The sequence below is a fragment of the Streptomyces diastatochromogenes genome, assembly GCF_002242805.1.
In the GTDB taxonomy this organism is placed as follows: domain Bacteria; phylum Actinomycetota; class Actinomycetes; order Streptomycetales; family Streptomycetaceae; genus Streptomyces; species Streptomyces diastatochromogenes.
Genome location: NZ_MCGQ01000014.1, coordinates 41797 through 65997, shown reverse-complemented (window position 1 = coordinate 65997; position 24201 = coordinate 41797). Strand labels below are relative to the sequence as shown.

The window sequence follows — 24201 nt, the reverse complement described above, 5'->3', positions numbered from 1 at the left end:
CCTGGCGCCGGTTCGCGAACTATTCGTGTTGTGGGAAAACTCCCAAAGGGCGCGAGGAGTCGTCCGGATAGCATCCACCGCATGGAGCCCCAGCTGTCGTACCAGGTCGTCGACTCCGTCGCCACGGTCGTCATCCGTCACCCGGCCAAGCGCAACGCCATGACGGCCGCGATGTGGCGGTCCCTGCCGCCGCTGCTGGCGGAACTGGCGGGAGACCCGGGCGTGCGCGCACTGGTGCTCACCGGGGAAGGCACGACCTTCTGCGCGGGCGCGGACATCTCCACGCTCCAGGGCTCTCCCGCCGAGGCGCAGGGGCTGGCGGTGGCGGCCGAGGAGGCCCTCGCCGCGTTTCCCAAGCCGACGCTCGCCGCGATCCGCGGCCACTGCGTGGGCGGCGGGGCCCAGCTCGCCGCGGCCTGCGATCTGCGGCTGGCGGAGGAGGGCGCGCTGTTCGGGGTGACGCCGGCGAAGCTCGGGATCGTGTACCCGGCCTCGTCCACCCGGCGGCTGGTCTCGCTGGTGGGACCGACCACCGCCAAGTACCTGCTGTTCTCGGCCGAGTTGATCGACACTCAGCGGGCGCTGGGCACCGGGCTCGTGGACGAGGTGCTGCCCGAGGGCGAACTGGACAAGCGGGTCGCCGAACTGACCCGGATCCTGGTGTCGCGTTCCCAGCTCACCCAGGCCGCCGCGAAGGAGTTCGCGAACGGCCGCACCGACCGGGACGCCCACTGGGCGGAGCAGGCACGCGGCAGCGGCGACACCGCTGAGGGGGTCGCCGCGTTCCTGGAGCGCAGGCAGCCGCGCTTCACCTGGACTACGACAGGATGAAGCGGCTCCGCGCGCGCAGCAGCTCGACGATGTGCGCGGGTGCCTTCTCCGGCGAGCCCGCGTCATAGGGCGGCTGCGGGTCGTACTCGGTCCCCAGCTGGACGGCCTGGGCGTGCTCGTCACCCGCGATCCGGCCGAGCAGGGCGAGCCCCATGTCGATGCCGGAGGACACACCGGCCGCGGTGACGTACTTTCCGTCGAAGACGACGCGTTCACCCGTGGGCTCGGCCCCGAACCGGCTCAGCTGATCGAGGGCCAGCCAGTGGGAGGTTGCACGTCGCCCCTTGAGAAGCCCGGCGGCGGCCAGGAGCAAAGAGCCGGAGCATACGGAGGTCGTCCAGGTGCTGGTGGCGTCGGCGGCGCGCAGCCAGTCCAGCAGGGGCTCGTGGTCCATCAGCGCGCTCTGACCGGGGCCGCCGGACACCACCACGATGTCCGGGCCGGGCACCTCCGACAGTGCCTTGTCGGCGCTGATCGCGAGAAATCCGGTCTCCGTGCGTACGAGGCCGGCCTCCTCGGCGACGAACACCGTCTCCGCGTCCGGGACCCGGGAGAGGATCTCGTACGGGCCGACGACGTCGAGGGCGGTGAAGCGGTCGTAGACGACGATGGCGATCTGCATCGGTATTCCTTTCAGTGGGCGGATGCGGGCCGGAAGCGGCGGCGGTACTCGGCCGGCGCCGTTCCGAGAGCCCTGACGAAAGCGCGGCGCATGGCCTCCGGGGTGCCGTACCCGCTGGCACGGGAGATCTCCTCGATCCCGTCGCCCGTGTCCTCCAGGAGGCGGCGGGCGTGTTCGAGGCGGACCCGGTCGACGAAGCGTCCGGGCGTCATGCCCGTCTCGGCCTGGAACGCGCGGGCGAAGTGGCGCGGTGAGAGGCTCGCCCGGGCTGCGAGCGCTTCCACGGTGAGGTCGCCGGCCGGGTGCTCGGTGATCCACTGCTGGACCTCCCGGAGCGGGTCGCGCTGCGCGGTCTGGGCGGCGAGCTGGGCGCTGAACTGGGCCTGGTTTCCGGGCCGCCGCAGGAAGACGACCAGGTGGCGGGCGATGACCAGCGCCGCCTGACGGCCCAGGTCCTCCTCCACCAGGGCGAGGGCGAGGTCGATGCCCGAGGTGACGCCGGCCGAGGTGGAGACGTGTCCGTCCCGGACGTAGATGGGATCGGGATCGACCTCGACGGCCGGGTGGTCGCGGGCGAGCTGCTCGCAGTACGCCCAGTGGGTCGTGACGCGGCGGCCGTCGAGCAGACCTGCCTCGGCCAGCAGGATCGCACCGGTGCAGACCGAGACGAGGCGCCGCGCGCGGGGGCCGTGCGTGCGCAGCCACTCGGTCAGCAGCGGATCGGAGCTGCGGGTGCCCTGACCGCCGGGGACCAGCAGGGTGTGCGGGTCGGGCACCTCCCCGAGCGCCTGGTCCGGTACGAGGGTCAGACCGCTGGAGGTGCGCACCGGGCCGCCGTCCAGGGAGGCGGTGCGGATGCGGTACGTCCCCGGCGTGTGCGTCTCGGCGCCGTTGAACACCTCGAGCGGGCCGGTGACGTCGAGGCTCTGCACGCCGTCGAAGAGGACGAAGAGGAGGGTGCGCTGCGGCATGTCTCGATTCTTCGAGGGTGGGTGCGTGGCCGCAATGACGGATACCCCACCTTTCCTGCCATACGGCACGGGGCAGACACGGCTTCCGGGCCCCGCGCCCCGCCGCGTGGCGCCCTGATCCCCGGTTGTCGGTGTCACCTGCCACAATTGCCGCGCAAGCTGACGTGGAGAAGGCGGTACGGGATCGTGACGACACCCCTCGTAGGGTCCATCGAAGGCAGGATCGCCGAGGAGCTCGGCGTACGGGAGCGGCAGGTGAAGGCCGCGGTGGAGCTGCTCGACGGCGGCTCGACGGTGCCCTTCATCGCCCGCTACCGCAAGGAAGCGACCGAGATGCTCGACGACGCGCAGCTGCGCACGATCGAGGAGCGGCTGCGCTATCTGCGGGAGCTGGAGGAGCGGCGGACCGCGATCCTGGAGTCGGTCCGCGAGCAGGGCAAGCTCACCGAGGAGCTGGAGGCGCAGATCCGCGGCGCCGAGACCAAGGCGCGCCTCGAGGACATCTACCTGCCCTACAAGCCCAAGCGGCGCACCAAGGCGCAGATCGCGCGAGAGGCGGGCCTGGAGCCGCTCGCCGAGGGCCTGCTGGGCGACCCAACGGTCGAGCCGCTGGCCGCGGCGGCCGCGTTCGTGGACGCCGACAAGGGCGTCGCCGATCCGCAGGCCGCGCTGGAGGGCGCCCGGGCGATCCTCACCGAGCGGTTCTCGGAGGACGCCGACCTGATCGGCGAGGTCCGCGAGCGCATGTGGGTGCGCGGGCGGCTGGCCGCCAAGGTGAAGGACGGCAAGGAGGAGGCGGGCGCCAAGTTCGCCGACTACTTCGACTTCGCCGAGCCGTTCACCGAGCTGCCCTCACACCGCATCCTGGCGATGCTGCGCGGCGAGAAGGAGGAGGTCCTGGACCTCGTCCTGGAGCCGGAGGAGCCCACGGAGGGCCCGTCCTCGTACGAGGGGATCATCGCGCACCGCTTCGGGATCGCCGACCGCGGCCGCCCCGCCGACAAGTGGCTGACGGACACGGTCCGCTGGGCCTGGCGCACCCGCGTCCTGGTGCATCTCGGTATCGACCTGCGCCTCAGGCTGCGTACGGCGGCCGAGGACGAGGCGGTCAACGTGTTCGCCGCGAACCTGCGCGACCTGCTGCTGGCCGCCCCGGCCGGCACGCGCGCGACGCTCGGCCTGGACCCCGGCTTCCGTACGGGCGTGAAGGTGGCCGTGGTCGACTCCACCGGCAAGGCCGTCGCGACGGACGTGATCTACCCGCACGTCCCGGCCAACAAGTGGGACGAGGCGATCGCCAAGCTGGCGCGGCTGGCGAAGGAGCACGCGGTCGATCTGGTCGCCATCGGCAACGGCACGGCGTCCCGGGAGACCGACAAGCTCGCCGGTGAACTCATCTCCAAGCACCCGGAGTTGAAGCTCACCAAGGTGATGGTGTCCGAGGCGGGCGCGTCCGTGTACTCGGCGTCGCAGTACGCCTCGCAGGAATTCCCCGACATGGACGTCTCGCTGCGCGGCGCGGTCTCCATCGCCCGCCGGCTGCAGGACCCGCTGGCCGAGCTGGTGAAGATCGACCCGAAGTCCATCGGTGTCGGCCAGTACCAGCACGACCTGTCCGAGGTGAAGCTGTCCCGCTCGCTGGACGCGGTCGTCGAGGACTGTGTGAACGGCGTCGGCGTGGACGTCAACACCGCGTCCGTGCCGCTGCTCTCGCGGGTGTCCGGCATCTCCTCGGGGCTGGCCGAGAACATCGTCGCCCACCGGGACGCGAACGGGCCGTTCACCTCGCGCTCCGAGCTGAAGAAGGTGGCGCGGCTCGGCCCGAAGGCGTACGAGCAGTGCGCGGGCTTCCTGCGCATCCGCGGCGGCACCGACCCGCTGGACGCCTCCAGCGTGCACCCGGAGGCGTACCCGGTGGTGCGGCGCATGGTGAAGACCTCGGGCCAGGAGGTCGCCTCCCTCATCGGCAACACCGGTGCGCTGCGCTCGCTGCGCCCGGCGGACTTCGTGGACGACACCTTCGGTCTGCCGACCGTCACCGACATCCTCAAGGAGCTGGAGAAGCCGGGGCGCGACCCGCGGCCCGCCTTCAAGACGGCCACCTTCAAGGAGGGCGTGGAGAAGATCTCCGACCTGGCGTCCGGCATGGTCCTGGAGGGCGTGGTCACGAACGTGGCGGCCTTCGGGGCGTTCGTCGACATCGGCGTCCACCAGGACGGCCTCGTCCACGTCTCCGCGATGTCGAAGACGTTCGTGAAGGACCCGCGGGACGTGGTCAAGCCCGGTGACATCGTCAAGGTGAAGGTCCTCGACGTGGACATCCCGCGCAAGCGGATCGCGCTGACGCTGCGGCTGGACGACGAGGCCGCGCCGCAGGGGCAGGGCGGCAAGCAGCAGCGGGGCGGCGGTTCCCGGCCGCCTCAGCAGCGGCAGGGCGGCCAGGGCCAGCGGCAGGGCGGTCAGGGCCAGCGGCAGGGCCGTGGTGGTGACCGGGGCGGGCGTCCGGCGCCGGCGCCGGCCAACAGCGCCATGGCGGACGCGCTGCGGCGGGCGGGCCTGCTGAACCCGAAGGACGGGCGCCGCTGAGCCACCGGGGCCGGGGCGTGCGGCAGGCCACGCACGCCCCCGCCCCGCCCCCCGGGGTGAAAACCGGTGGACAGTGATCATCCGATCGGCAGACTTTCCGCATGACCGCATCGGATCCCAAGGAAGACCTTCGGGTGTATCTCCAGGACGCCCGTGACGTGCTGTTGTGGAAGCTGGAGGGCCTGTCGGAGTACGACGTCCGGCGCCCGCTGACCCCGACCGGCACCAATCTGCTGGGCCTGGTCAAGCACATGACCGGCGCCGAGTCGCTGTACTTCGGGGCCACGTTCGGCCGGCCCTTCGACGGGACACCGCTGTGGATCACCGGGGACGCCGAGCCGGACGCCGATCTGTGGGCGCGGCCGGAGGAGAGCCGGGAGGAGATCGTGGGGCGGTACCGGACGGCGTGGGCGCACGCCGACGAGACGATCGCCGCGCTGCCGCTGGACGCGGTCGGCCGGCTGCCGGGGGGCACGCGGAGCGAGGTGACGCTGCACCGGATCCTGACGCACATGGTCGCCGAGACCCAGCGCCACGCCGGACACGCCGACATCGTGCGGGAGTTGATCGACGGGGCCGTCGGGCAGCGGCGGGACGACCTCAACACGGCACCGTTCGATCCCGGGCACGTGGAGCGGGTCGAGCGGGCGGCGAAGGAGGCCGGGCGGCACGGCGGGTGAACGGCGGGCGGCGCGATCATGTACGTTCGCCGCCGCACCTCCGCAGCCTCTGCACACGCGGATACCGTTCGCGTCGTGAGAGTGCGGGGGACACAACTTCTGGCGATCGGACTCCTGGTGGCCGCGACCACGGCCTGCGGCGGTGGCCTCGGCTCGGCGTCGTCCCCGCCCGACGCCGTCGCGACGTCGGCCTCCCCGGAAGGCGGTCCCGCCGCACGCCTCGGCGGTTCACCTGTCCCGGCCGGGAGGCCGACGCCGAGCCGTACGACGCCCGGCCGCACAGCGGCACCCGCGAACAGACCGGCCCGAACGACGGCACCCGCCGCGCCGCCCGCACCCGCCTGTGCCGCGAGGGACCTCACGGCGTCGGAGGGACGCACCGGCCTGCCGGCCGACGGCGATTCCGGCTGGTTCGGCACCCCGATCGTGCTGCGCAACCACTCAAGCTCGGCGTGCCGCCTGCGCGGCTGGCCCGGACTCACCTTCTTCGGCGACGCCGTCGTCCGCGTCTGCGCCAAGGGCGACCCGTCACCGTCCTGCGGCAAGCCGACGAGCACGTCGGGAACCCGCCCCTTCGCGATCACCCGGTCGTCCGCGCACAGCCTTCCCGACATCGCGCTCGCCCCGGGGCACTCGACCTCGTTCACGCTGGTCTGGCAGGGGTCCTACTTCTGCGGCGCCCTGGTGGACGCGCCTTACGGAGTCGACATTCGGGTGCCGGGCGACTCCCACGTGCTGACCCTCCTTCCTACTGCGCAGATCTCCCCCTGTGAGGGACGCATCGAGGTCACGCCGTTCGGAGTGGTCGGCTGACCGGTCCGGGCGGTCACCTCGGCGTGGGCTCCGCCAGCCGGTGTTCCAGGTCCCGCAGGTCCTTGCCGATGGACGAGCGCACCTTTCTGGCCATCACCGGGGCGGCCAGGCGGTAGAGGGAGCCCGCGTCGCCGCGGACCCGGATACGGGCCAGGGTGCCCCGCGGATGCGTGTCGAAGGTGTAGGTGACGTGCATGGGCATGGGCCCCGCGACGGACACCATGTCCAGCAGCCCCGGCGGCTCGTACGCGGCGACCCGCAGGACGTAGTCGATACGTCGGCCGAGGAAGTGGGCGGTGCGGGTGACCTCGGCGCCGACGCCGAAGCCGCCCGCGGCCGCCTCCCTGGTCAGCTCCGCGGTGCGGATTCCCTGGGTCCACTCCGGGTCGTGGCGCCAGTCCATGGCATACGCGGCCACCCGCTCGGGCGGCAGCGCGATGACGCGTTCCGCCGTCTCGTCGATCGTCATACCGCTCTCTCGCTCTTCCCGCGGGACTCCGCCCTCCCGGTGGTCAGTCGTTCCACCCAGGATTCCGTCCGCTGGCGCCGAGCGCCCGCTGGAAGGCCGGGGCGTCGCCAGGAACGGGCACCACCGGGCCGTATCCGCCGTTGCCCCGGACCTGCTCGGCGATCTGCTCGACCACGCCGAACGCGGTCCGTCCGGTCTCGTCGCTGACGCCGAACGGCTGACCGGTGGCGCGTGCCAGGTCCCAGCCGTGCAGGGCGAGTTCCTGCAGCGTGATGGAGGCGGCGAAGGCGGCCGGCAGCTCCCCCGGGCCGAACTCCGTCGTCCCTTCGTAGGCGGCGGGGTCGGACCAGGCCACCGCGGCGAACCCCGCGGAGTCGGCCAGCGTCCGCGGTGAGACGGCCGGGGCGGCGCCGGCACCGGGCTGTGCCTCCTTGCGGGCGGCCCGCGCCGCGGACTGCAGGGTCGAGCCGAGGTGGTCGACGAGTTCGGCGACGGTGAACTTCTCGCACGGAGTGCGGTCCTGAAGCTGTTCGTCCCGGATGCCGGAGGCGATCGCGGCGACGGCGTCGGCGCACTCCTGGATGGCGGGCTGAAGCGTGCTGTGCTGGGTGTTCATGGGTTCTCTCCCTAGGGGAACGACGGGTCGGTGGGACCGGTGGGATCCGTGGGATCCGTGCGGCTCGGTGGCGGTCAGCCGGTGAAGAAGGGCGCGGCCTCACCGGTCTCGGCGTAGCTCTTGAGCTGGACGAACTTGGTCGCCCAGCCGTAGGTGAAGTCGCGGTAGGCGTCGTCGACGGTGGGGAAGCCGCTGTGGGTGAAGCGCAGGGTGACACCACCCTCGGGGCGGGCCAGGATCTCGTAGGTCTGCTCGGTGCCGGTCCACGGTCCGTTCAGGCCCGCGAGGACGAGTCGCTTGCCGGGCTCCGCCTCGGTGACCCGCAGCCGCCACGGCTCCGGGACGCCGGGGAACGCCAGCTCGTGCAGGTTGCCGACGCCTTCCCCGGCCGTGGCCGTCGTGGTGAACCAGCCGTGGATCCCCTCACCCGTGGAGATCGCCGTGTACACGGTGTCCGCGTCGGCCTCGACGGCCAGCTGCATCGCGATGTCGGGCATGTCGTGTGCTCCTCCCTGAGCCTGGTGCGCTGCTCCTTGAGCCTCGTTTTAGTCCACACTAAAATGACGCACGGTTCCTGGCAAATTCAAGTGGCGACTAAAATGACTTCCATGGATGCGGTACGGGCGGTCGCCGAGCCCCGGCGGCGCGAGATCCTGCGGCTGGTGTGGGACGCGGAGCTGTCCGCGGGCGAGATCGCGGAGCGGTTCGACGTCACGTTCGGGGCGGTCTCGCAGCACCTCAAGGTGCTCAGGGAGTCCGGCCTGGTTACGCTGCGCCAGGACGGCAAGAAGCGCTTCTACCGGGCCGACCGCGAGGCCCTCGGTCCGCTGGCCGCGTATCTGCAGTCCATGTGGGCCGCCAAGCTGGACACGCTCGCCGAACTGTCGGAGGCGGCGGAACGGGCGGAGCGATCCGAAGGGACGGACTCGTGATCAACAACGCGGTCACCGTGGAACGGCGCATCGCGGCGCGCCCCGAGACGGTGTTCTCCTTCTTCACCGACCGGGACAAGTGGTTGTCCTGGATGGGCCAGGACGGCGAGTTCAGCTTCCAGCCCGGCGGCGCCTACCGGACGCGGGTCACCGGCGAGCACGTCGCCGAGGGCCGCTTCGTCGAGATCGACCCGCCCAGGCGCATCGTCTTCACCTGGGGCTGGGTCGAGGACGAGATGCCCGTGCCGCCCGGCTCCTCGACGGTCGAGATCACCCTGGAGCCGGTGCCCGAGGGCACCCTCCTGCGGCTGGTCCACCGGGACCTGCCCTCCCCGGAGGCGTGTGCCGCGCACGAGGAGGGCTGGAAGCACTACACCGACCGGCTCGCCGTCGTGGCGGCGGGCGGCGATCCCGGTCCCGACGCCTGGATGTGAGCCGGCGTCACACGGGCACGGCGAGCGTCACCGGGAGCCGTGGGCGGAGCCGTGGGTCCGGGCGCGGTTCTCCGCGAGGAGTTCCTGGCGGAGGGCCTGGCCGAACACGCCGTCGTTGCAGACGATCCACCGTGGACACGCCCGAAGACGACACGCAGCGGTGCGGGTCCGGGTGCGGTCAGCGTTCCGTGACCTTGCCCGCCGCCACCTCCAGGCGGCGGGTCACCGAGACCGCGTCCAGCATGCGGCGGTCGTGGGTGACCAGGAGCAGCGTGCCCTCATAGGAGTCCAGGGCCGACTCCAGTTGCTCGATGGCGGGCAGGTCCAGGTGGTTCGTCGGCTCGTCGAGGACGAGGAGGTTCACTCCTCGGCCCTGGAGCAGGGCCAGGGCCGCCCGGGTGCGCTCGCCCGGGGACAGGGTCGCGGCGGGGCGCAGTACATGGTCCGACTTCAGGCCGAACTTGGCGAGGAGGGTGCGGACCTCCACCGGCTCGGTGTCCGGGACGGCCGCGTAGAACGCGTCGAGCAGGGACTCGGGGCCGTGGAACAGCTTGCGCGCCTGGTCGACCTCGCCGACCAGGACACCGGAGCCGAGGGCGGCATGTCCGGAGTCGAGCGGGACACGGCCCAGCAGCGCGCCGAGCAGGGTCGACTTGCCGGCACCGTTGGCTCCGGTGACCGCGACCCGGTCAGCCCAGTCGATCTGCAGGGACACCGGGCCGAAGGTGAAGTCGCCGCGCCGGACCTCGGCCTCCCGCAGGGTGGCCACGACCGCGCCGGAGCGCGGGGCGGCCGCGATCTCCATGCGCAGCTCCCACTCCTTGCGCGGCTCCTCGACCACCTCGAGGCGCTCGATCATGCGCTGGGTCTGCCGGGCCTTGGCGGCCTGCTTCTCGCTGGCCTCGCTGCGGAACTTGCGGCCGATCTTGTCGTTGTCGTTGCTCGCCTTGCGACGGGCGTTCTTGACGCCCTTGTCCATCCAGCCGCGCTGCATCTGCGCCCGGTCCTGGAGGGCGGCACGCTTGTCGGCGTACTCCTCGTAGTCCTCGCGGGCGTGTCTGCGGGCGACGTCCCGTTCCTCCAGGTAGGCCTCGTAGCCGCCGCCGTAGAGGTTGATCTGCCCCTGGGCGAGGTCGAGTTCGAGGACCTTGGTGACCGTGCGGGTGAGGAACTCGCGGTCGTGGCTGACGACCACCGTGCCCGCGCGCAGGCCGGTCACGAAGCGTTCGAGGCGCTCCAGGCCGTCCAGGTCGAGGTCGTTGGTCGGCTCGTCGAGCAGGAAGACGTCGTAGCGGGAGAGCAGGAGGGAGGCGAGACCGGCGCGGGCCGCCTGGCCGCCGGAGAGGGAGGTCATCGGCTGGTCCAGGTCGACGGCCAGACCGAGGGAGTCGGCGATCTCCTCGGCTCGCTCTTCCAGGTCGGCGCCGCCGAGGTCCAGCCAGCGCTCCAGGCTGGTCGCGTACGCGTCGTCGGCGCCGGGCGCGCCGTCCACCAGGGCCTGCGTGGCCTCGTCCATGACGCGTTGTGCCTCGGCGACGCCGGTGCGGCGGGCGAGGAACTCCCGGACGGTCTCCCCCGGCCTGCGCTCCGGCTCCTGCGGGAGATGGCCGACGGTCGCGGTGGGCGGGGACAGCCGCAGCTCGCCCTGCTCGGGCGCGGTCAGCCCGGCGAGCAGCCGCAGCAGGGTGGACTTGCCCGCGCCGTTGGCACCGACCAGCCCGATCACATCGCCGGGCGCGACGACGAGGTCGAGCCCGGAGAAGAGCGAGCGGTCGCCGTGCCCGGCGGCGAGGTTCTTGGCGACGAGGGTGGCAGTCATCAGGAGGCCGATCCTAATGTCCCGGGCACCTGCCGCTCAGCGGGGTTTCCCGGGGGCCGCCCGGCCTTCACTTCCCCATCGGCTCCACCAGCACGCTCCCCGACGTTCTGGCCACCACGAAGGACTCCCCCTTCACCGCCTTCGGGTCCAGCGGAATGCGGTGGCGGCCGGGCTCCAGGACGCCGTCGAAGACCTCCTGGGTGTGGGTGCGGTAGAGGCGGTCGAGGCGGTAGGCGGTGACCCGGACCCGGCAGGCGGAGGTGACGTCGACGGCTGCCTCACCGTCGGCCGCGACCAGGCCGGTCAGCCGGCGCTGTGGGAGCGGGCTGCGGTCCAGGGCGTGTTCGATCTGCGCGACGAGCAGGGGGACGATCGGGGCCAGGCCGCTGACGTAGGCGACCTCGACCCCGGCGCGCTCGAACGCCTGTCGTACGGCGGCCCGTTCCGCCCCGCCGACCGCGCGGCCGAAGGCGACCGCGCCGTAGCCGCGCAGCTCCTCGGCGGGGACGGCACGAGCGTCCTGGGTGATGTCCGCGCCTATGCCGATGGTGCGCAGCGCGGCGGCGAGCTTGGCGAGGACGGCGACGCGGGCACCGATCAGCAGCACACGGCGGCGGGGCGCGGGCGGGCCGTCGGCGTCCTCGATCAGGGCGGCGAGGGCGGCCCGGTACCCGGGTCCGGCGAAACGGAACGGCCCTATGCCGTGATAGCCGTTGAGGTCCAGGTCGGCATGCTCCTCCGTCTGCCAGGCGAAGTCCCGCCAGATGAAGTCGTCGCCGTCCCGCTCGATCACGGCGGTGACGGCACCACAGGCCAGGTCCGCGCACTCGGGACAGCCGTAGATCACGAACCGGCCGTCCGGGAGCGGTGGTTCGGTCTCCAGCAGTAGGCTGCGCACCTGCTCGGTGAAGATGGCGGGCGGGATGTCCGAGGCGAGCGGGGAGACGGCGTCCAGGTCGGAGAGCTGGAACAGCAGCGGACGCCCGTCCACGATGAAGTCCACGAAGTCGCGGTGAACCTGATAGCCGCCGTCGGCGAGGACACCGCCGGCGCGTGTCGCCGGTGCCAGGCCGAAGGTCGCGTATGCGGCAGACATGCTGTGAGTATTCCCACACCGGGACGGATGTGAGCGCGGCATGACATATTCCGTTAGCGTCCTGGCGTGAAGCGCACGGCGAGTGACGAAGTGATCGTGGTCGGCAGCGGGGTCGCCGGGCTGACTACGGCCGTGGTGCTGGCCGAGTCCGGCCGCCGGGTACGGGTGTGGGCCCGGGAGCCCGCCGAGCGCACGACCTCGGCGGTCGCCGGCGGGCTGTGGTGGCCGTACCGGATCGAGCCCGAGCCACTGGTCGGTGCGTGGGCGCTGGACTCGCTGGGTGTGTACGAGGAGTTGGCCGGCCGGCCTGAGGAGACGGGCGTACGCCTGGTCGAGGGTGTACACCGGGGGACCCGGCTGGACGAGCTGGGTGCGTGGGCGAGCCGGGTGCCGGGGCTGCGGGCGGTGGCCGGCGGGCTGGCGGCGCGGTTGCCGTTGATCGACATGCCGGTGCATCTGGCGTGGCTGCGGGAGCGGTTCGTCAAGGCGAGCGAAGCGAGATGGGGGTCCCCCCGGACGAAGTCTGGGGGAGGAACGGTGGAGGAGCGGGAGGTCACCGACCTCGCCGCCGTGCCCGCCGGGGTGGTGGTCAACTGCACGGGGCTGGGGGCGCGTTCGCTGGTGCCCGATCCGGCGGTACGTCCGGTGCGCGGGCAGCTGGTCGTGGTGGAGAACCCGGGGATCTCGACCTGGTTCACCTCCGTCGACCACTCCTCCGACACGTCGACCTATTTCTTCCCCCAGCCCGGCGGGCTGCTCCTGGGCGGCACGGCGGACGAGGACTCCTGGTCGCTGGAACCGGATCCGGCGACCGCCGCGAGGATCGTCGCGCGGTGCGCGGCCGTCCGGCCGGAGATCGCCGGGGCGGGGGTGCTGGCGCACCGGGTGGGGCTGCGGCCCGCCCGGGACTCCGTACGGCTGGAACGGCAGCCGCTGCCGGGCGGGCGCGTGCTGGTGCACAACTACGGGCACGGCGGGGCCGGGATCACGGTGGCCTGGGGCTGCGCCCGGGAGGCGGCGGGGCTGGCCGGGGCCTGAGGCGGAGGGACGCGCCGGGGGCGGCCGGAGCCTGAGCCGGAAGGACGCGCTGGGGCCGGCCCGAACCCGAGCCGGAAGGACCCGCGAGAGCCGGCCCGAAACACCCGCCAGAGCCGACCCGAACCCAACCCCGAAACACCCGCCAGAGCCGGCCCGAACCCGAAGGACCCGCCAGGGCCGGGCGGGCGGCCGCGTGAACGGTCGGCCGCCCAGCACCGGCTGGTGCGTCCCGGAAGGGAACGCGTACTGCCTGGGTGATCAGCTCGCCGGGACGTGCTGGGTGGTGCGCGGGGCGCGGACGCCGTCCAGGGTGCGCGCCGTGGGTGCGGTGGTCGCGCTGCCGGAGGTGGCCTGGGTGAACGCCGTCGTGCCGCCGACCAGCGGGACCCGGGCCGTCGTACGGGACAGGTCCAGGGTGAGGGTCGGCTCGGTGGACGGAGGGTCGATGAGGTCCTTGTCCGTGCCGGCCACGATCAGTGCCAGGCGGTGCCCCTTGGGGACGACGTGGTCGGTCGCCGCCAGGGACAGGGTGATCGTGTACGCCTTGCCCGGGGTGAGCGGGACGCCGTGGTCGAGGGAGGCGTGGTGGCCGAGGTCGGCCCAGCCGCGGCTGAACACCGTGGCGTCGACCTTGGCCGTCTTCGCCTTGGTCGTCTTGAAGCAGGCGCTGTCCCCGGCCGTGCTCGCGCCCCAGCAGGTGCGGTTGGTCAGCGTGGTGATGCCCTCGGCGCTGTCGGCGTAGTCGCGGATGGTGTCCGGGCCGAGGTCCACCAGGACGGCGGAGAGGTGGGCCGAGGAGGTGGTCGGGGTGGCGGTCACGGTCACGCTGGAGGAGCCGGACAGGCGCAGATCGCGGGTGAGCGGCGCAGTGATGAATCCGGCCTTCTCGGGTGTGGATGTGGTGAGGTGGGCGGCCCAGTCGGTCTCGCTCAGCTTCGGGTCGTCGGTGAACGTCTCGGTGCCGGTGGCCGGGGCGAGGCCGAGGGTGCCGACGCCGGGCTGGGTGCCGGGGGCCGGGCGGAGCGTGGTGGCCCGGGTGCCGTGCGGCGGCCAGACCTTGGAGGTGACCCACTGGTCGGGGTGGCGCTCGATGTCGGCCATCGGCTCGCGGTCGATGCCGTTGTCGTAGCCGAGGAGTTCGTGGTCGAACCAGTGGTGCAGGGTGTCGACCCAGGCGCCGCGCCGGTAGTCGAAGGGGTCGACGTGCCCGGTCTGGGAGAGCCAGATCTTGCGCTCGACACCGTGCTTGGCCAGGGCGTTCCACCACTGCCCGAAGTGCTTGGTGCGCACGTTGAGGTCCTGCATGCCGTGTACGAGGAACACGCTGGCCCGCACCTTGGCCGCGTCCTTGACGTAGTTCCGCTCGGTCCACAGCGGGGTCCAGTCCCCGGTGCGCGGGCTGCCGTCGGCGAGCTTCTTCTGTACGGCCGCGCAGTGGGCCGTCGCGCCGTCGCTCTCGACGTAGCCGGCCAGCTCGTCGGGGCCGCCGTCGTACAGCGGGGCGCCCTGGGCGAAGTAGTAGTCGTACCAGGAGGAGATGCCGCTGATCGGGACGATCGTCTTCAGGCCCTTGACGCCGGTGGCCGCGACGCCGTTGGCGATGGTGGCGTCCCAGCTCTTGCCGATCATGCCCGTCCGGCCGTTGGTCCAGCTCGCCTTGACGGTGCGCGTGCCGGTACGGGTCGTGTACGCCTTGGCACGGCCGTTCAGCCAGTCGACGACAGCCTTGGCGGACTGGATGTCGGAACGGCCGCCGACGTCGACGCAGCCGTCGGAGCGGTTGGTGCCGGCCAGGTCCACGCCGACGAAGGCGTAGCCGCGGGGAACGAAGAAGTTGTCATAGAACAGCGGCATCCGGACGACGTGGCCGTGCGCGTCGTACGTCTTCTTCTGGCTCTCGTTGCCGCGTCCGCAGCAGGAGTAGTAGGGGCTGGCGTCCATGATGACCGGCACCTTGCGGCCCTGGCGGGCCGGTTCGGCGGGCCGGACGATGTCGGCGGCGACGCGGTCCTTCTTCCCGTCGCCGTCCTCGTCGAGGCCGGTGTCCACCCAGACCGCCTCGCGGAGGGCGTGTGCGTACGAGTAGACGGGGCGGCTCTCGCGGGGCGGCGCGGCCTGTGCGGCGGCGGGGCTGAGGAAGGCGGCCAGAAGGGCTGTGACGGCCGCGGCCGCGAGCGGTCTCCAGATCGTGAAGCGCGTGCGGATGTGCGTGCGAATCGGCATGCGCGGACGGTACTCCGGTGAACCCCTGTACAGAAGAGGACACCTGACGGTGTGTCGGTGCGCGTGACGGCTGAATGGCGATCGTGTGACAGGAGGGGCCGTGGACAGGCCAGGTGACGCAGGGACTGAATAGGCTCCGAACAGACTTTCTGTCCCGACGACTTGGAGCTGACGTGCACCGCAGAATCATCGCGCCGGGCGCACTCGCGGCGGCCTCCCTCCTGCTGGCGATCCCGGCATCGGCCGCGAGCTACTCCCCCGGCGCGCCGGGCATCGGCGACCCCTACTACCCCGACTACGGCAATGGCGGCTACGACGTCTCGCACTACGACCTGAGGCTGCAGTACCAGCCGAAGACGGACGAGTTGCAGGGCACGGCGACCATCCTGGCGAAGACCACGCAGGACCTGTCCAGCTTCGACCTGGACTTCCTGCTGGACGTGAGCGAGGTGCGGGTCAACGGCGTCAAGGCGTCCTTCGCCACCTCCGGCCAGCACGAACTGGTCGTCACCCCGAAGACGCCGCTGGCCAAGGGCACGCCGGTCACCGTCGTGGTCCGCTACAGCGGGGTGCCGTCGGCGAAGAGCGCCTACGGGTTCACCGCCTGGCACCGCACGCCGGACGGCGCGGTCGCCGCGGACGAGCCCGAGGCCGCCTGGTGGTGGTTCCCGAGCAACGACCACCCGAGCGACAAGGCCACCTACGACGTGTCGGTGGCCGTCCCGGACGGCACCCAGGCCATCTCCAACGGCACGCTCCAGTCCACCAGCTCGAAGCTGGGCTGGACCCGCTACAACTGGCGGGAGAACAAGCCGCAGGCGACCTATCTGGCCACCCTCGCCCTCGGGAAGTTCGACATCACCACCAGCACCTCCGAGGGCGGCGTGCCCGTGATCAACGCCTACAGCAAGGACCTCGGCGACAACGACGGTGCCGCGCGGGCCAGTGTGGAGCGCACCGGGGAGCTGGTGGACTGGCTGAGCGGCTACTTCGGGCCGTATCCGTTCAGCTCGGCCGGCGGGTACGTGCCGAACACCACCACCGGGTACGCGCTGGAGACGCAGACCCGCGTGTACTACAGCCCCAAGCAGTTCGCGAACGGCTCCAACACCTCGGTGGTCGTGCACGAGCTGGCCCACCAGTGGTACGGAGACGACGTGTCGCTCAAGGGCTGGAAGGACATCTGGATCAACGAGGGCTTCGCGCGCTACGCGCAGTGGCTGTGGTCCGAGCACGAGGGCGAGGGCACCACCCAGGAACTCGCCGACTACGTGTACGGCTCCCACCCGGCCGACGACGCGTTCTGGACGGTCAAGCCCGGCGACCCGGGCCCGGACGACCAGTTCGACATCGCCGTCTACGACCGGGGCGCGCTCGCCATCCAGGCGCTGCGCAACGAGATCGGTAACGATGCCTTCTTCGCCGTCCTGAAGGGCTGGCCGAAGGAGCACGCCTACGGCAACGCGTCCGTGGCCGACTTCCAGAGGTACGCGGAGCAGGTGTCCGGCAAGCCGCTGGCCGCCCTGTTCGACACCTGGCTGTTCCAGCCGTCGAAGCCGGCCGCGCCCGCGGCCCGCACGGCGTCCCTCGCGAAGGCGGGTACGACGGTCGCGCAGCCGAAGTCGTGGAAGAAGATCGAGGCGACGAACGACGTGCACGGGCACTGACGCCCGGGCACCTCAGGGTCTCGACCCGGCCGCCGCCTGCTGGAGCAGCGCGTCCCGCCCTATCGCCTCCGCGCGGGCGGCCGGGACCGTGCAGGCGTACGCCCCGGCGACCGCCCCGTACCGGGCGCACCGCCGGGGTGGCTCGCCGGTGAGGCGGCCGTAGAGGAACGCGGCGGCGAAGGCGTCGCCCGCGCCGTTGGAGTCGACCACCGGCGCGGGCGGGTCCGCAGCCGGTATCCGGGTCAGCTCGCCGTCGGCCAGCAGATACGCGCCCTCGGCTCCCGCGGTGGCGACGACGACCTCGGCCCGGCCGCGCTCGGCGATGCGCCGCATGGTCCGCTCGGGGTCGGCGAGTGCGGCCGCGGAGAGGAAGACCACGTCCGCCGCTAGCGCGAACGGCTCGTGATACGGGTTCTCGCCGTCCCAGTCGTGCAGGTCGGTGGAGAGGGGCACACCCGACTCGGCCAAAACTGGCAGCGCGTGGGCGCAGGGCTGGGTGATGGTCACGTGGACGTGCCGGCTCGCCGTGGCCAGCGTGCGCAGGGTCTCCTCGGGGAACCGGTCGTCGGGGTGGGCGCGACTGGTGTCGTACAGGGACAGGCGACGCCCGTCCGGGCCGACGAGGTTCACCGCGCGCTTGGTCCCGGCGGGCTGCGGGAGCGCGGTGAGCCCGATGCCCCGCTCCTGGTGCAGGATCCGGACCAGGTCCCCCTCGGGGTCGTCGCCGAGCAGGTCGAGGTGGTGGGTACGCAGTCCCAGCGCGGCCAGTCCCAGGGCGACGAAGTCGCCGGTCTGCCCGGCGCGGGTACGGATCCCGGAGTCGATCATGTAGCTGTCGGCGTACGGGAGCGGCAGCTCCGGGACGTACACGATCGTGTCGACACCGGCTCCGCCCAGTACCAGGACATCGATCGCGCTGTGTTGTGCCGTCATCCCCCGCCCTCCCCGTGGTCGTAGACCGTCACCGCGATACCCCGCTTCACCAGTTGCTCGGTGATGAGCGGTTCTATGCGGGACCACTTGCCGCCCGCCAGGCCGCAGCCTATGCGGGGCATGTGCACGGACGCGCCGAGTTCGATCACTTCGTCGGCGAGGCGGCCGAGGGCGGCGTCGATCGCTTCGTAGCGGACGGGGACGCCCTTGCTGCCGGTGCGGATACCGCGCTGGCCGACCATGTTGGCCACCCACACGTGCGGGTCGACCTTGACGAGCTGGACCGCGCCCAGGCCGAAGTCGTTCTTGGCGCGGTCGCGGTGCCATGCCCGGTAGGCCGCCTCGGGCTCCGGCCAGCGCCGCGAGAGCGCCAGGACGAAGCCCTTCCCCCAACCCCCGATGTCGTTGCAGACATGGGCGATCACCTTGACGCCCTTGACCGATGGAACGGTGGCGTCACCCCGGACATACGTGATCTCCGACATGACGCCACCGTAGGCGATGCCACTGACAGTGGCGGTGAGCTGCTCTTTCGTCAGCTCAGAGGCTGCTACTTCGTCAGCTCCGACAGTTCCGTGTCGGTGGCCTTGGACACCCGGCGGCGCACCCCGAACCAGCCGGCGACCAGCAGCAGGGCGATCACCGGGATGAGCAGCAGGGTCTTGCGGCCGACCTCGGGGTCGTTCCACATCATGCCGAGGCAGACCAGCAGGAAGGTGATCGTGGCGATCTCCGTGACCGGGCTGCCCTTCAGGCGGAAGTGCGGCCGGGTGGCCAGGCCCGCGCGAGCCCGCCGGACGAAGATCATGTGGCAGAGCATGATGATCACCCAGGTGCTGATGATGCCGAGGGAGGCGATGTTCAGCACGATCTCGAAGGCCTGGCTGGGCATCAGGTAGTTCAGGCCGACGCCGAGCACGCAGACCGCGCAGGTCAGCAGGATGCCGCCGTAGGGGACCTGGCTGCGGTTCATCCGGGCGGTGAACTTGGGCGCGGAGCCCGCCATGGCCATCGAGCGCAGGATGCGGCCGGTGGAGTACAGGCCGGAGTTGAGCGAGGACATGGCGGCGGTCAGCACGACCAGGTTCATCACGTCGCCGGCCGCCGGGACGCCGATCTTCGACAGGACCGTGACGAACGGGCTCTGGTCGGCGGAGTACACCGAGCCCGGCAGCAGCAGGGCGAGCAGCACGACCGAGCCGACGTAGAACAGGCCCACGCGCCACATGATCGAGTTCACCGCGCGCGGGACGACCTTCTCCGGCTCGGCGGTCTCGCCGGCGGCGACGCCGACCAACTCCAGCGCGGCGTAGGCGAAGATCACGCCCTGCATGACCAGGACGACGGGCATCACACCGTGCGGGAAGACGCCACCGTGGTCGGTGATCATGCTCAGGCCGGGGGTGTGGCCGCCGACCTTGTGCTGGGTGGCGAGCAGGAAGATGCCGATCAGCATGAAGCCGACGATGGTGGCGACCTTGACGATCGCGAACCAGAACTCCATCTCGCCGAAGATCTTCACCGAGATCAGGTTCACGGCGAGGACCGCCGCGAGGGCGATCAGCGCGAGCACCCACTGCGGGATGGACGTGAACATGCTCCAGTAGTGCGTGTAGAGCGCGATCGCGGTGATGTCGGCGATGCCGGTGGTCGACCAGTTCAGGAAGTACATCCAGCCGGCGACGTAGGCGCCCTTCTCGCCGAGGAACTCGCGCGCGTACGACACGAAGGAGCCGGAGGACGGCCGGTACAGGACCAGCTCGCCGAGGGCTCGGACGACGAAGAAGGCGAAGACGCCGCAGACCAGGTAGGCCAGGGCGAGCGCCGGGCCCGCGTTGTGCAGGCGGCCGCCGGCGCCCAGGAGGAGTCCGGTGCCGATGGCGCCGCCGATGGCGATCATGTTGACGTGGCGGGCCTTGAGGTCCTTGCTGTAGCCGGCGTCGCCCGCGTCCGCGGGCGTCTGGGCCGCCTGGGGATGGGCGGCGGCCTGTGCCGACTGCACTGCGTCCTTGCTCACGGGTGGTACCACTTCCTGGTGCGCCCGGACCTCGTGGGCCCGGGTGTCCGTATGTTCTCGGCCCGCACCACCCTGGTTGGTCGCGGCACAGACCAAGGCAGCAGCTTCCCAGAGAGATCACCGGGTATGCGATGGTCCATGTCACAGAGCGTTACTTCTCACATGATCCATACAGGGTTCACCCTGTGTTCACCAGAGGTGTCACAGCAATGGTGAGACAGCGATACTGCTGCACATGACAACCGAGGCCGAGGAGCCGACCCTCACCATCGACGAGCTGGCCGCCCGTGCGGGCGTCACGGTCCGCACCGTGCGCTTCTACAGCAGCAAGGGGCTGCTCCCGCCGCCGGTGATCGGTGCACGCCGGGTGGGTCACTACGGGCCCGGGCACGTGGCACGGCTGGCCCTCATCGAGGAGTTGCAGCAGCAGGGCATGACGCTCGCGGCGATCGAGCGGTACCTGGGGCAGTTGCCACCGGACCTCACCCCGCACGACCTGGCCATCCACCGCGCGGTGGTCGCGTCGTGGGCGCCGGACCTGGTGGAGACGGTGTCGCGGCGGGAACTCGAGCGGCGCGCCGGACGGCCGCTCACCCGCGAGGACATCGAGCGGCTGACGGCGATGAGTGTCGTCGTGCACGAGGACGGGGACGCCGACGACGGGGACACGTTCCGTGTCGACTCCGGGCTGCTCCGGCTCGGCGTCCAGCTGCTGGACGTACCGCTGTCGCAGGACGCGATCCTCGCGGCGCGCAAGGTGCTCACCGAGCACTCGCGCGCCGCGGCCCATGAGCTGGCTCAGCTCTTCCGTGGCGAGGTGGCGGAGCGTGACGCCCGGGATGTGAAGTCCCTGTCGGCGCACATGCACCCCCTGGTGGTGCAGGCGCTGCTGACGACGTTCCAGCGGTCGCTGCGGGAAGAGCTGAGCGAGTGGCTCAGAGGGTCAGGAACGGGCTGAGTCGCTGAACCGCTCCCCCTGCTCCGCCTTCTGCACGAGCAGCGCGGGCGGGGTGAAGCGCTCGCCGTAGCGCTCGGCGAGTTCACGCGCGCGTGCCACGAATCCGGGCAGGCCGCCTTCGTAGCCGTTGATGTACTGGAGCACACCGCCGGTCCAGCCCGGGAAGCCGATGCCGAAGATGGAGCCGATGTTGGCGTCGGCGACCGAGGTCAGCACACCCTCTTCGACGAGCCGTACGGTGTCGAGCGCCTCGGAGAAGAGCATCCGCTCCTGCATGTCGCGGAACGGGATCTCGTACCCGGGCTTCGTGAAGTGCTCGCGCAGCCCCGGCCACAGTCCGGCCCGCTTGCCGTCCTCCGCGTAGTCGTAGAAGCCGGCGCCGCCGCTGCGGCCGGGGCGGCCGAACTCGTCGACCATGCGGTCGATGACCGCCTCCGCCGGGTGCGCGGACCAGGTACCGCCTGCCTCCTCCACGGCCCGCTTCGACTCGTTGCGGATCTTGCGCGGGAGGGTGAGGGTCAGCTCGTCCATCAGGGAGAGCACCTTGGCCGGGTAGCCGGCCTGGGCGGCGGCCTGCTCCACGGAGGCGGGCTCGATGCCCTCGCCGACCATGGCGACGCCCTCGTTGATGAAGTGGCCGATCACCCGGGAGGTGAAGAAGCCGCGCGAGTCGTTGACGACGATCGGCGTCTTGTTGATCTGCCGGACCAGGTCGAAGGCGCGCGCGAGGGCCTCGTCGCCGGTGCGTTCGCCCTTGATGATCTCGACCAGGGGCATCTTGTCGACGGGCGAGAAGAAGTGCAGGCCGATGAAGTCGGTCTGGCGCTCCACGCCCTCGGCCAGCGCGGTGATGGGCAGGGTGGAGGTGTTGGAGCACAGCAGCGCGTCCGGTGCGACGACCGACTCGATCTCCTGGAACACCTTGTGCTTGAGCGTGGTGTCCTCGAAGACGGCCTCGATGACCGCGTCGCAGCCCGCGAGGTCGGACACCTCGGCGGAGGCGGTGATGCGGGCGAGGAGCGCGTCGGCCTTCTCCTGGCTGGTACGGCCCTTGGCGACGGCCTTGGCGCACAGCTTCTCGGAGTAGCCCTTGCCCTTGACGGCCGCCTCCAGGGAGACGTCCTTCAGCACGACCTCGATGCCCGCGCGGGCGCACGAGTACGCGATGCCGGCGCCCATCATGCCGGCGCCGAGGACGGCGACCTTGCGGACCTGGCGGGGCTCGATGCCCTTGGGGCGGTTGGCGCCGGAGTTGACGGCCTGGAGGTCGAAGAAGAACGCCTGGATCATGTTCTTCGAGGTCTGCCCGGCGGCCAGTTCCACGAAGTAGCGGGCCTCGATGACCTGGGCGGTCTCGAAGTCGACCTGGGAGCCCTCGACGGCCGCGGCGAGGATGTTGCGCGGGGCCGGGTAGGGGGCGCCGTTGGTCTGCTTGCGCAGGGTGGCCGGGAAGGCGGGCAGGTTGGCGGCGAACTTCGGGTTGGCGGGCGTGCCGCCGGGGATCTTGTAGCCCGGCTTGTCCCAGGGCTGCTGCGACTCGGGGTTGGCGTCGATGAAGGCGCGGGCCTTGGCCAGCAGTTCCTCCGGCGTCGCGGCGACCTCGTGGACGAGACCGTTCTCCTGGGCGCGTCGCGCGTTGTACTGCTGGCCCTGGAGAAGCACCTTCAGCAGGGCGTCCGCGATGCCCAGCAGCCGTACGGTGCGGGCGACTCCGCCGCCTCCGGGCAGCAGGCCGAGGGTGACCTCGGGGCAGCCGATCTTGGTGCCGGAGGTGTCGAGGGCGACCCGGTGGTGGCAGGCGAGGGCCAGTTCGAAACCGCCGCCCAGGGCCGCGCCGTTGATCGCCGCGACGACCGGCTTGCCGAGGGTCTCGATGCGGCGCAGGTTGCGCTTGATGGCCAGGCCGCCGTCGAAGAGGTCCTGCGCGGTCTCGGGCGTGACCCGGATCAGGTCGCGCAGGTCGCCGCCCGCGAAGAAGGTCTTCTTGGCGGAGGTGAAGATGATGCCGCGGATGGAGTCCTGCTCGGCCTCCAGGCGGTCGGTGATCGCGGCGAGGGAGTCGCGGAACGCCTGGTTCATGGTGTTCGCGGACTGGTTGGGGTCGTCGAGGACGAGGGTGACGACACCGGTGTCGTCCTGCTCCCAGCGGATGGTGGTGCTCTCGGTCATGACAGTCGTCTCCGTTGAAGTCTGAAGTCTCGTGGTCCGCGGGGAGTCTCAGATGCGCTCGACGATGGTGGCGATGCCCATGCCGCCGCCCACGCAGAGGGTGGCGAGGCCGTACCGCTTGTCCTGGCGCTCCAGTTCGTCCACGAGCGAGCCGAGGATCATCGCGCCGGTCGCGCCGAGCGGGTGGCCGAGGGCGATGGCGCCGCCGTTGACGTTGACCTTGTCCAGGGACAGGCCCATGTCCTTCACGAAGCGCAGCACGACCGCGGCGAACGCCTCGTTGATCTCGACCAGGTCGATGTCGTCGATGGTCAGCCCGGCCTTGGCGAGCGCCTTGCGGGTGGCGGGCGCGGGTCCGGTGAGCATGATGGTGGGCTCGGAGCCGGAGACCGCCGCGGAGACGATCCGCGCGCGCGGGGTGAGGCCGTAGCGCTCGCCGACCTCCTTGGAGCCGATCGCGACGAGCGAGGCGCCGTCCACGATGCCGGACGAGTTGCCCGCGTGGTGGACGTGGTCGATCTTCTCCACCCAGTGGTACTTCTGCAGCGCTACGGCGTCGAAGCCGCCCAGCTCGCCGATGTCCGCGAACGACGGCTTGAGCTTCGCGAGGGAGTCGGCGGTGGTGCCGGGGCGCGGGTGCTCGTCGTGGTCGAGGACGACCAGGCCGCTGCGGTCCTTGACGGGGACCACGGAGCGGTCGAAGCGGCCCTCCTTCCAGGCGGTCGCGGCGCGCTCCTGGGACAGGGCCGCGTACTCGTCGACGTCCCGCCGGGAGAATCCCTCGATGGTGGCGATGAGGTCGGCGCCGATGCCCTGCGGCACGAAGTTGACGGCCAGGTTGGTCATCGGGTCGTTGAACCAGGCGCCGCCGTCCGAGGCCATCGGCACCCGGGACATGGACTCCACGCCACCGGCCAGCACCAGGTCCTCCCAGCCCGAGCGGACCTTCATGGCGGCCAGGTTGACGGCCTCCAGGCCCGAGGCACAGAAGCGGTTCTCCTGGACGCCCGCGACCGTGTCCGGCAGTCCGGCGGCGATCGCGGCGATCCGGGCGATGTCGGAACCCTGGTCGCCGACCGGGCCGACGACGCCGAGCACGATGTCGTCGATCGCGGCCGGGTCGAGGCCCGGGAAGCGGTCGCGGATCTCGTGGATGAGGCCGACGACCAGGTCGATGGGCTTCGTGCCGTGCAGGGCGCCGTTCGCCTTGCCGCGGCCGCGCGGGGTGCGGATCGCGTCGTACACGTACGCTTCGGTGCTCACTGAAGTGCCTTTCGGGAGGGTGGGCCGAGCGGGAGTCGGTCGCCGAGGGCGGGTGGTCGTCGGG

At 71.4% G+C, this 24201-nt stretch carries 22 protein-coding genes; 9 read left to right on the top strand and 13 right to left on the bottom strand.

Annotated elements, in window-relative coordinates; translation table 11 throughout:
* Positions 1-81: 81 nt before the first annotated feature.
* The gene (locus BEK98_RS17585) at positions 82-831 is read left to right on the top strand and encodes an enoyl-CoA hydratase/isomerase family protein (RefSeq protein WP_094217502.1); all 750 of its coding nucleotides are present in this window, start codon (positions 82-84) and stop codon (positions 829-831) included.
* Here the strand turns inward: BEK98_RS17585 and BEK98_RS17580 are convergent.
* Entirely contained in the window at positions 818-1453 is a 636-nt protein-coding gene (locus tag BEK98_RS17580; protein ID WP_094217501.1) for a DJ-1/PfpI family protein, read from the bottom strand. The two genes, BEK98_RS17585 and BEK98_RS17580, sit on opposite strands and share 14 nt — an antisense overlap.
* Positions 1454-1464: 11 nt before the next feature.
* Positions 1465-2424, bottom strand: coding sequence for a GlxA family transcriptional regulator (locus BEK98_RS17575; RefSeq protein ID WP_094217500.1), 960 nt, complete (start codon positions 2422-2424; stop codon positions 1465-1467).
* A gap of 186 nt (positions 2425-2610) precedes the next feature.
* Between BEK98_RS17575 and BEK98_RS17570 the strand changes: the two genes are divergently transcribed.
* The 3 genes from BEK98_RS17570 to BEK98_RS17560 all read left to right on the top strand — a co-directional run bounded on the left by BEK98_RS17570 (position 2611) and on the right by BEK98_RS17560 (position 6503).
* Positions 2611-5010, top strand: coding sequence for a Tex family protein (locus BEK98_RS17570; protein ID WP_094217499.1), 2400 nt, complete (start codon positions 2611-2613; stop codon positions 5008-5010).
* A gap of 101 nt (positions 5011-5111) precedes the next feature.
* Positions 5112-5690, top strand: coding sequence for a DinB family protein (locus BEK98_RS17565; RefSeq protein WP_094217498.1), 579 nt, complete (start codon positions 5112-5114; stop codon positions 5688-5690).
* A gap of 75 nt (positions 5691-5765) precedes the next feature.
* Positions 5766-6503: a DUF4232 domain-containing protein gene (locus BEK98_RS17560; RefSeq protein ID WP_143684127.1), complete on the top strand. Its 738-nt coding sequence runs from the start codon at positions 5766-5768 to the stop codon at positions 6501-6503.
* A 13-nt stretch (positions 6504-6516) separates the two neighbouring features.
* On the opposite strand, the gene BEK98_RS17555 is transcribed toward BEK98_RS17560, so the two are convergent.
* From BEK98_RS17555 to BEK98_RS17545, 3 genes are all read right to left on the bottom strand, one after another.
* The gene (locus BEK98_RS17555) at positions 6517-6972 is read right to left on the bottom strand and encodes an SRPBCC family protein (protein ID WP_094217496.1); all 456 of its coding nucleotides are present in this window, start codon (positions 6970-6972) and stop codon (positions 6517-6519) included.
* Between the two features lie 43 nt (positions 6973-7015).
* Complete coding sequence (locus BEK98_RS17550; protein WP_094217495.1) at positions 7016-7588, bottom strand: TIGR03086 family metal-binding protein; 573 nt, start codon at positions 7586-7588, stop codon at positions 7016-7018.
* 74 nt (positions 7589-7662) lie between these two features.
* Complete coding sequence (locus BEK98_RS17545) at positions 7663-8085, bottom strand: SRPBCC family protein (protein WP_094217494.1); 423 nt, start codon at positions 8083-8085, stop codon at positions 7663-7665.
* Between the two features lie 111 nt (positions 8086-8196).
* On the opposite strand from BEK98_RS17545, the gene BEK98_RS17540 reads away from it, so the two are divergent.
* On the top strand, positions 8197-8520 hold the full coding sequence (locus BEK98_RS17540; RefSeq protein ID WP_094217493.1) for an ArsR/SmtB family transcription factor: 324 nt from the start codon (positions 8197-8199) through the stop codon (positions 8518-8520).
* Positions 8517-8954, top strand: a complete 438-nt coding sequence (locus BEK98_RS17535; protein ID WP_094217492.1) for an SRPBCC family protein — start codon at positions 8517-8519, stop codon at positions 8952-8954. The genes BEK98_RS17540 and BEK98_RS17535 overlap by 4 nt, the downstream gene beginning before the upstream one ends.
* 178 nt (positions 8955-9132) lie before the next feature.
* On the opposite strand, the gene BEK98_RS17530 is transcribed toward BEK98_RS17535, so the two are convergent.
* The gene (locus tag BEK98_RS17530; protein WP_094217491.1) at positions 9133-10773 is read right to left on the bottom strand and encodes an ABC-F family ATP-binding cassette domain-containing protein; all 1641 of its coding nucleotides are present in this window, start codon (positions 10771-10773) and stop codon (positions 9133-9135) included.
* Positions 10774-10840: 67 nt separating this feature from the next.
* Positions 10841-11869, bottom strand: a complete 1029-nt coding sequence (locus tag BEK98_RS17525; RefSeq protein WP_094217490.1) for an oxidoreductase — start codon at positions 11867-11869, stop codon at positions 10841-10843.
* Positions 11870-11959: 90 nt separating this feature from the next.
* On the opposite strand from BEK98_RS17525, the gene BEK98_RS17520 reads away from it, so the two are divergent.
* Complete coding sequence (locus BEK98_RS17520) at positions 11960-12907, top strand: FAD-dependent oxidoreductase (protein WP_094217687.1); 948 nt, start codon at positions 11960-11962, stop codon at positions 12905-12907.
* 258 nt (positions 12908-13165) lie between these two features.
* On the opposite strand, the gene BEK98_RS17515 is transcribed toward BEK98_RS17520, so the two are convergent.
* Positions 13166-15130, bottom strand: coding sequence for a Xaa-Pro dipeptidyl-peptidase (locus tag BEK98_RS17515; protein ID WP_094217489.1), 1965 nt, complete (start codon positions 15128-15130; stop codon positions 13166-13168).
* Positions 15131-15303: 173 nt separating this feature from the next.
* Here BEK98_RS17515 and BEK98_RS17510 point away from each other — a divergent pair, with 173 nt between their 5' ends.
* Positions 15304-16797, top strand: coding sequence for a M1 family metallopeptidase (locus tag BEK98_RS17510; protein ID WP_094217488.1), 1494 nt, complete (start codon positions 15304-15306; stop codon positions 16795-16797).
* Positions 16798-16809: 12 nt separating this feature from the next.
* Here BEK98_RS17510 and BEK98_RS17505 read toward each other — a convergent pair whose 3' ends face one another.
* The 3 genes from BEK98_RS17505 to BEK98_RS17495 all read right to left on the bottom strand — a co-directional run bounded on the left by BEK98_RS17505 (position 16810) and on the right by BEK98_RS17495 (position 19747).
* A complete protein-coding gene (locus BEK98_RS17505) occupies positions 16810-17730 on the bottom strand; it encodes a PfkB family carbohydrate kinase (RefSeq protein WP_094217487.1) in 921 nt (306 codons plus the stop codon).
* Positions 17727-18215 carry a macro domain-containing protein gene (locus BEK98_RS17500; protein WP_094217486.1) on the bottom strand — a complete coding sequence of 163 codons (489 nt, stop codon included), beginning with the start codon at positions 18213-18215 and terminating at the stop codon, positions 17727-17729. The genes BEK98_RS17505 and BEK98_RS17500 overlap by 4 nt, the downstream gene beginning before the upstream one ends.
* A gap of 65 nt (positions 18216-18280) precedes the next feature.
* Complete coding sequence (locus BEK98_RS17495; RefSeq protein ID WP_094217485.1) at positions 18281-19747, bottom strand: amino acid permease; 1467 nt, start codon at positions 19745-19747, stop codon at positions 18281-18283.
* A gap of 235 nt (positions 19748-19982) precedes the next feature.
* Between BEK98_RS17495 and BEK98_RS17485 the strand changes: the two genes are divergently transcribed.
* On the top strand, positions 19983-20705 hold the full coding sequence (locus BEK98_RS17485; RefSeq protein WP_094217484.1) for a MerR family transcriptional regulator: 723 nt from the start codon (positions 19983-19985) through the stop codon (positions 20703-20705).
* Here the strand turns inward: BEK98_RS17485 and BEK98_RS17480 are convergent.
* Both BEK98_RS17480 and BEK98_RS17475 read right to left on the bottom strand, forming a co-directional pair.
* On the bottom strand, positions 20691-22874 hold the full coding sequence (locus BEK98_RS17480) for a 3-hydroxyacyl-CoA dehydrogenase NAD-binding domain-containing protein (protein WP_094217483.1): 2184 nt from the start codon (positions 22872-22874) through the stop codon (positions 20691-20693). The two genes, BEK98_RS17485 and BEK98_RS17480, sit on opposite strands and share 15 nt — an antisense overlap.
* A 48-nt stretch (positions 22875-22922) precedes the next feature.
* A complete protein-coding gene (locus BEK98_RS17475) occupies positions 22923-24137 on the bottom strand; it encodes an acetyl-CoA C-acetyltransferase (RefSeq protein WP_094217482.1) in 1215 nt (404 codons plus the stop codon).
* Positions 24138-24201 lie beyond the last annotated feature (64 nt).

Coding starts and splice junctions, on each gene's coding strand:
- BEK98_RS17480 (WP_094217483.1), bottom strand. CDS start 22,874: ATGACCGAGAGCACCACCATCCGCTGGGAGCAGGACGACACCGGTGTC.
- BEK98_RS17515 (WP_094217489.1), bottom strand. CDS start 15,130: ATGCCGATTCGCACGCACATCCGCACGCGCTTCACGATCTGGAGACCG.
- BEK98_RS17500 (WP_094217486.1), bottom strand. CDS start 18,215: ATGTCGGAGATCACGTATGTCCGGGGTGACGCCACCGTTCCATCGGTC.
- BEK98_RS17525 (WP_094217490.1), bottom strand. CDS start 11,869: ATGTCTGCCGCATACGCGACCTTCGGCCTGGCACCGGCGACACGCGCC.
- BEK98_RS17485 (WP_094217484.1), top strand. CDS start 19,983: ATGACAACCGAGGCCGAGGAGCCGACCCTCACCATCGACGAGCTGGCC.
- BEK98_RS17530 (WP_094217491.1), bottom strand. CDS start 10,773: ATGACTGCCACCCTCGTCGCCAAGAACCTCGCCGCCGGGCACGGCGAC.
- BEK98_RS17585 (WP_094217502.1), top strand. CDS start 82: ATGGAGCCCCAGCTGTCGTACCAGGTCGTCGACTCCGTCGCCACGGTC.
- BEK98_RS17540 (WP_094217493.1), top strand. CDS start 8,197: ATGGATGCGGTACGGGCGGTCGCCGAGCCCCGGCGGCGCGAGATCCTG.
- BEK98_RS17580 (WP_094217501.1), bottom strand. CDS start 1,453: ATGCAGATCGCCATCGTCGTCTACGACCGCTTCACCGCCCTCGACGTC.
- BEK98_RS17545 (WP_094217494.1), bottom strand. CDS start 8,085: ATGCCCGACATCGCGATGCAGCTGGCCGTCGAGGCCGACGCGGACACC.
- BEK98_RS17565 (WP_094217498.1), top strand. CDS start 5,112: ATGACCGCATCGGATCCCAAGGAAGACCTTCGGGTGTATCTCCAGGAC.
- BEK98_RS17555 (WP_094217496.1), bottom strand. CDS start 6,972: ATGACGATCGACGAGACGGCGGAACGCGTCATCGCGCTGCCGCCCGAG.
- BEK98_RS17575 (WP_094217500.1), bottom strand. CDS start 2,424: ATGCCGCAGCGCACCCTCCTCTTCGTCCTCTTCGACGGCGTGCAGAGC.
- BEK98_RS17550 (WP_094217495.1), bottom strand. CDS start 7,588: ATGAACACCCAGCACAGCACGCTTCAGCCCGCCATCCAGGAGTGCGCC.
- BEK98_RS17505 (WP_094217487.1), bottom strand. CDS start 17,730: ATGACGGCACAACACAGCGCGATCGATGTCCTGGTACTGGGCGGAGCC.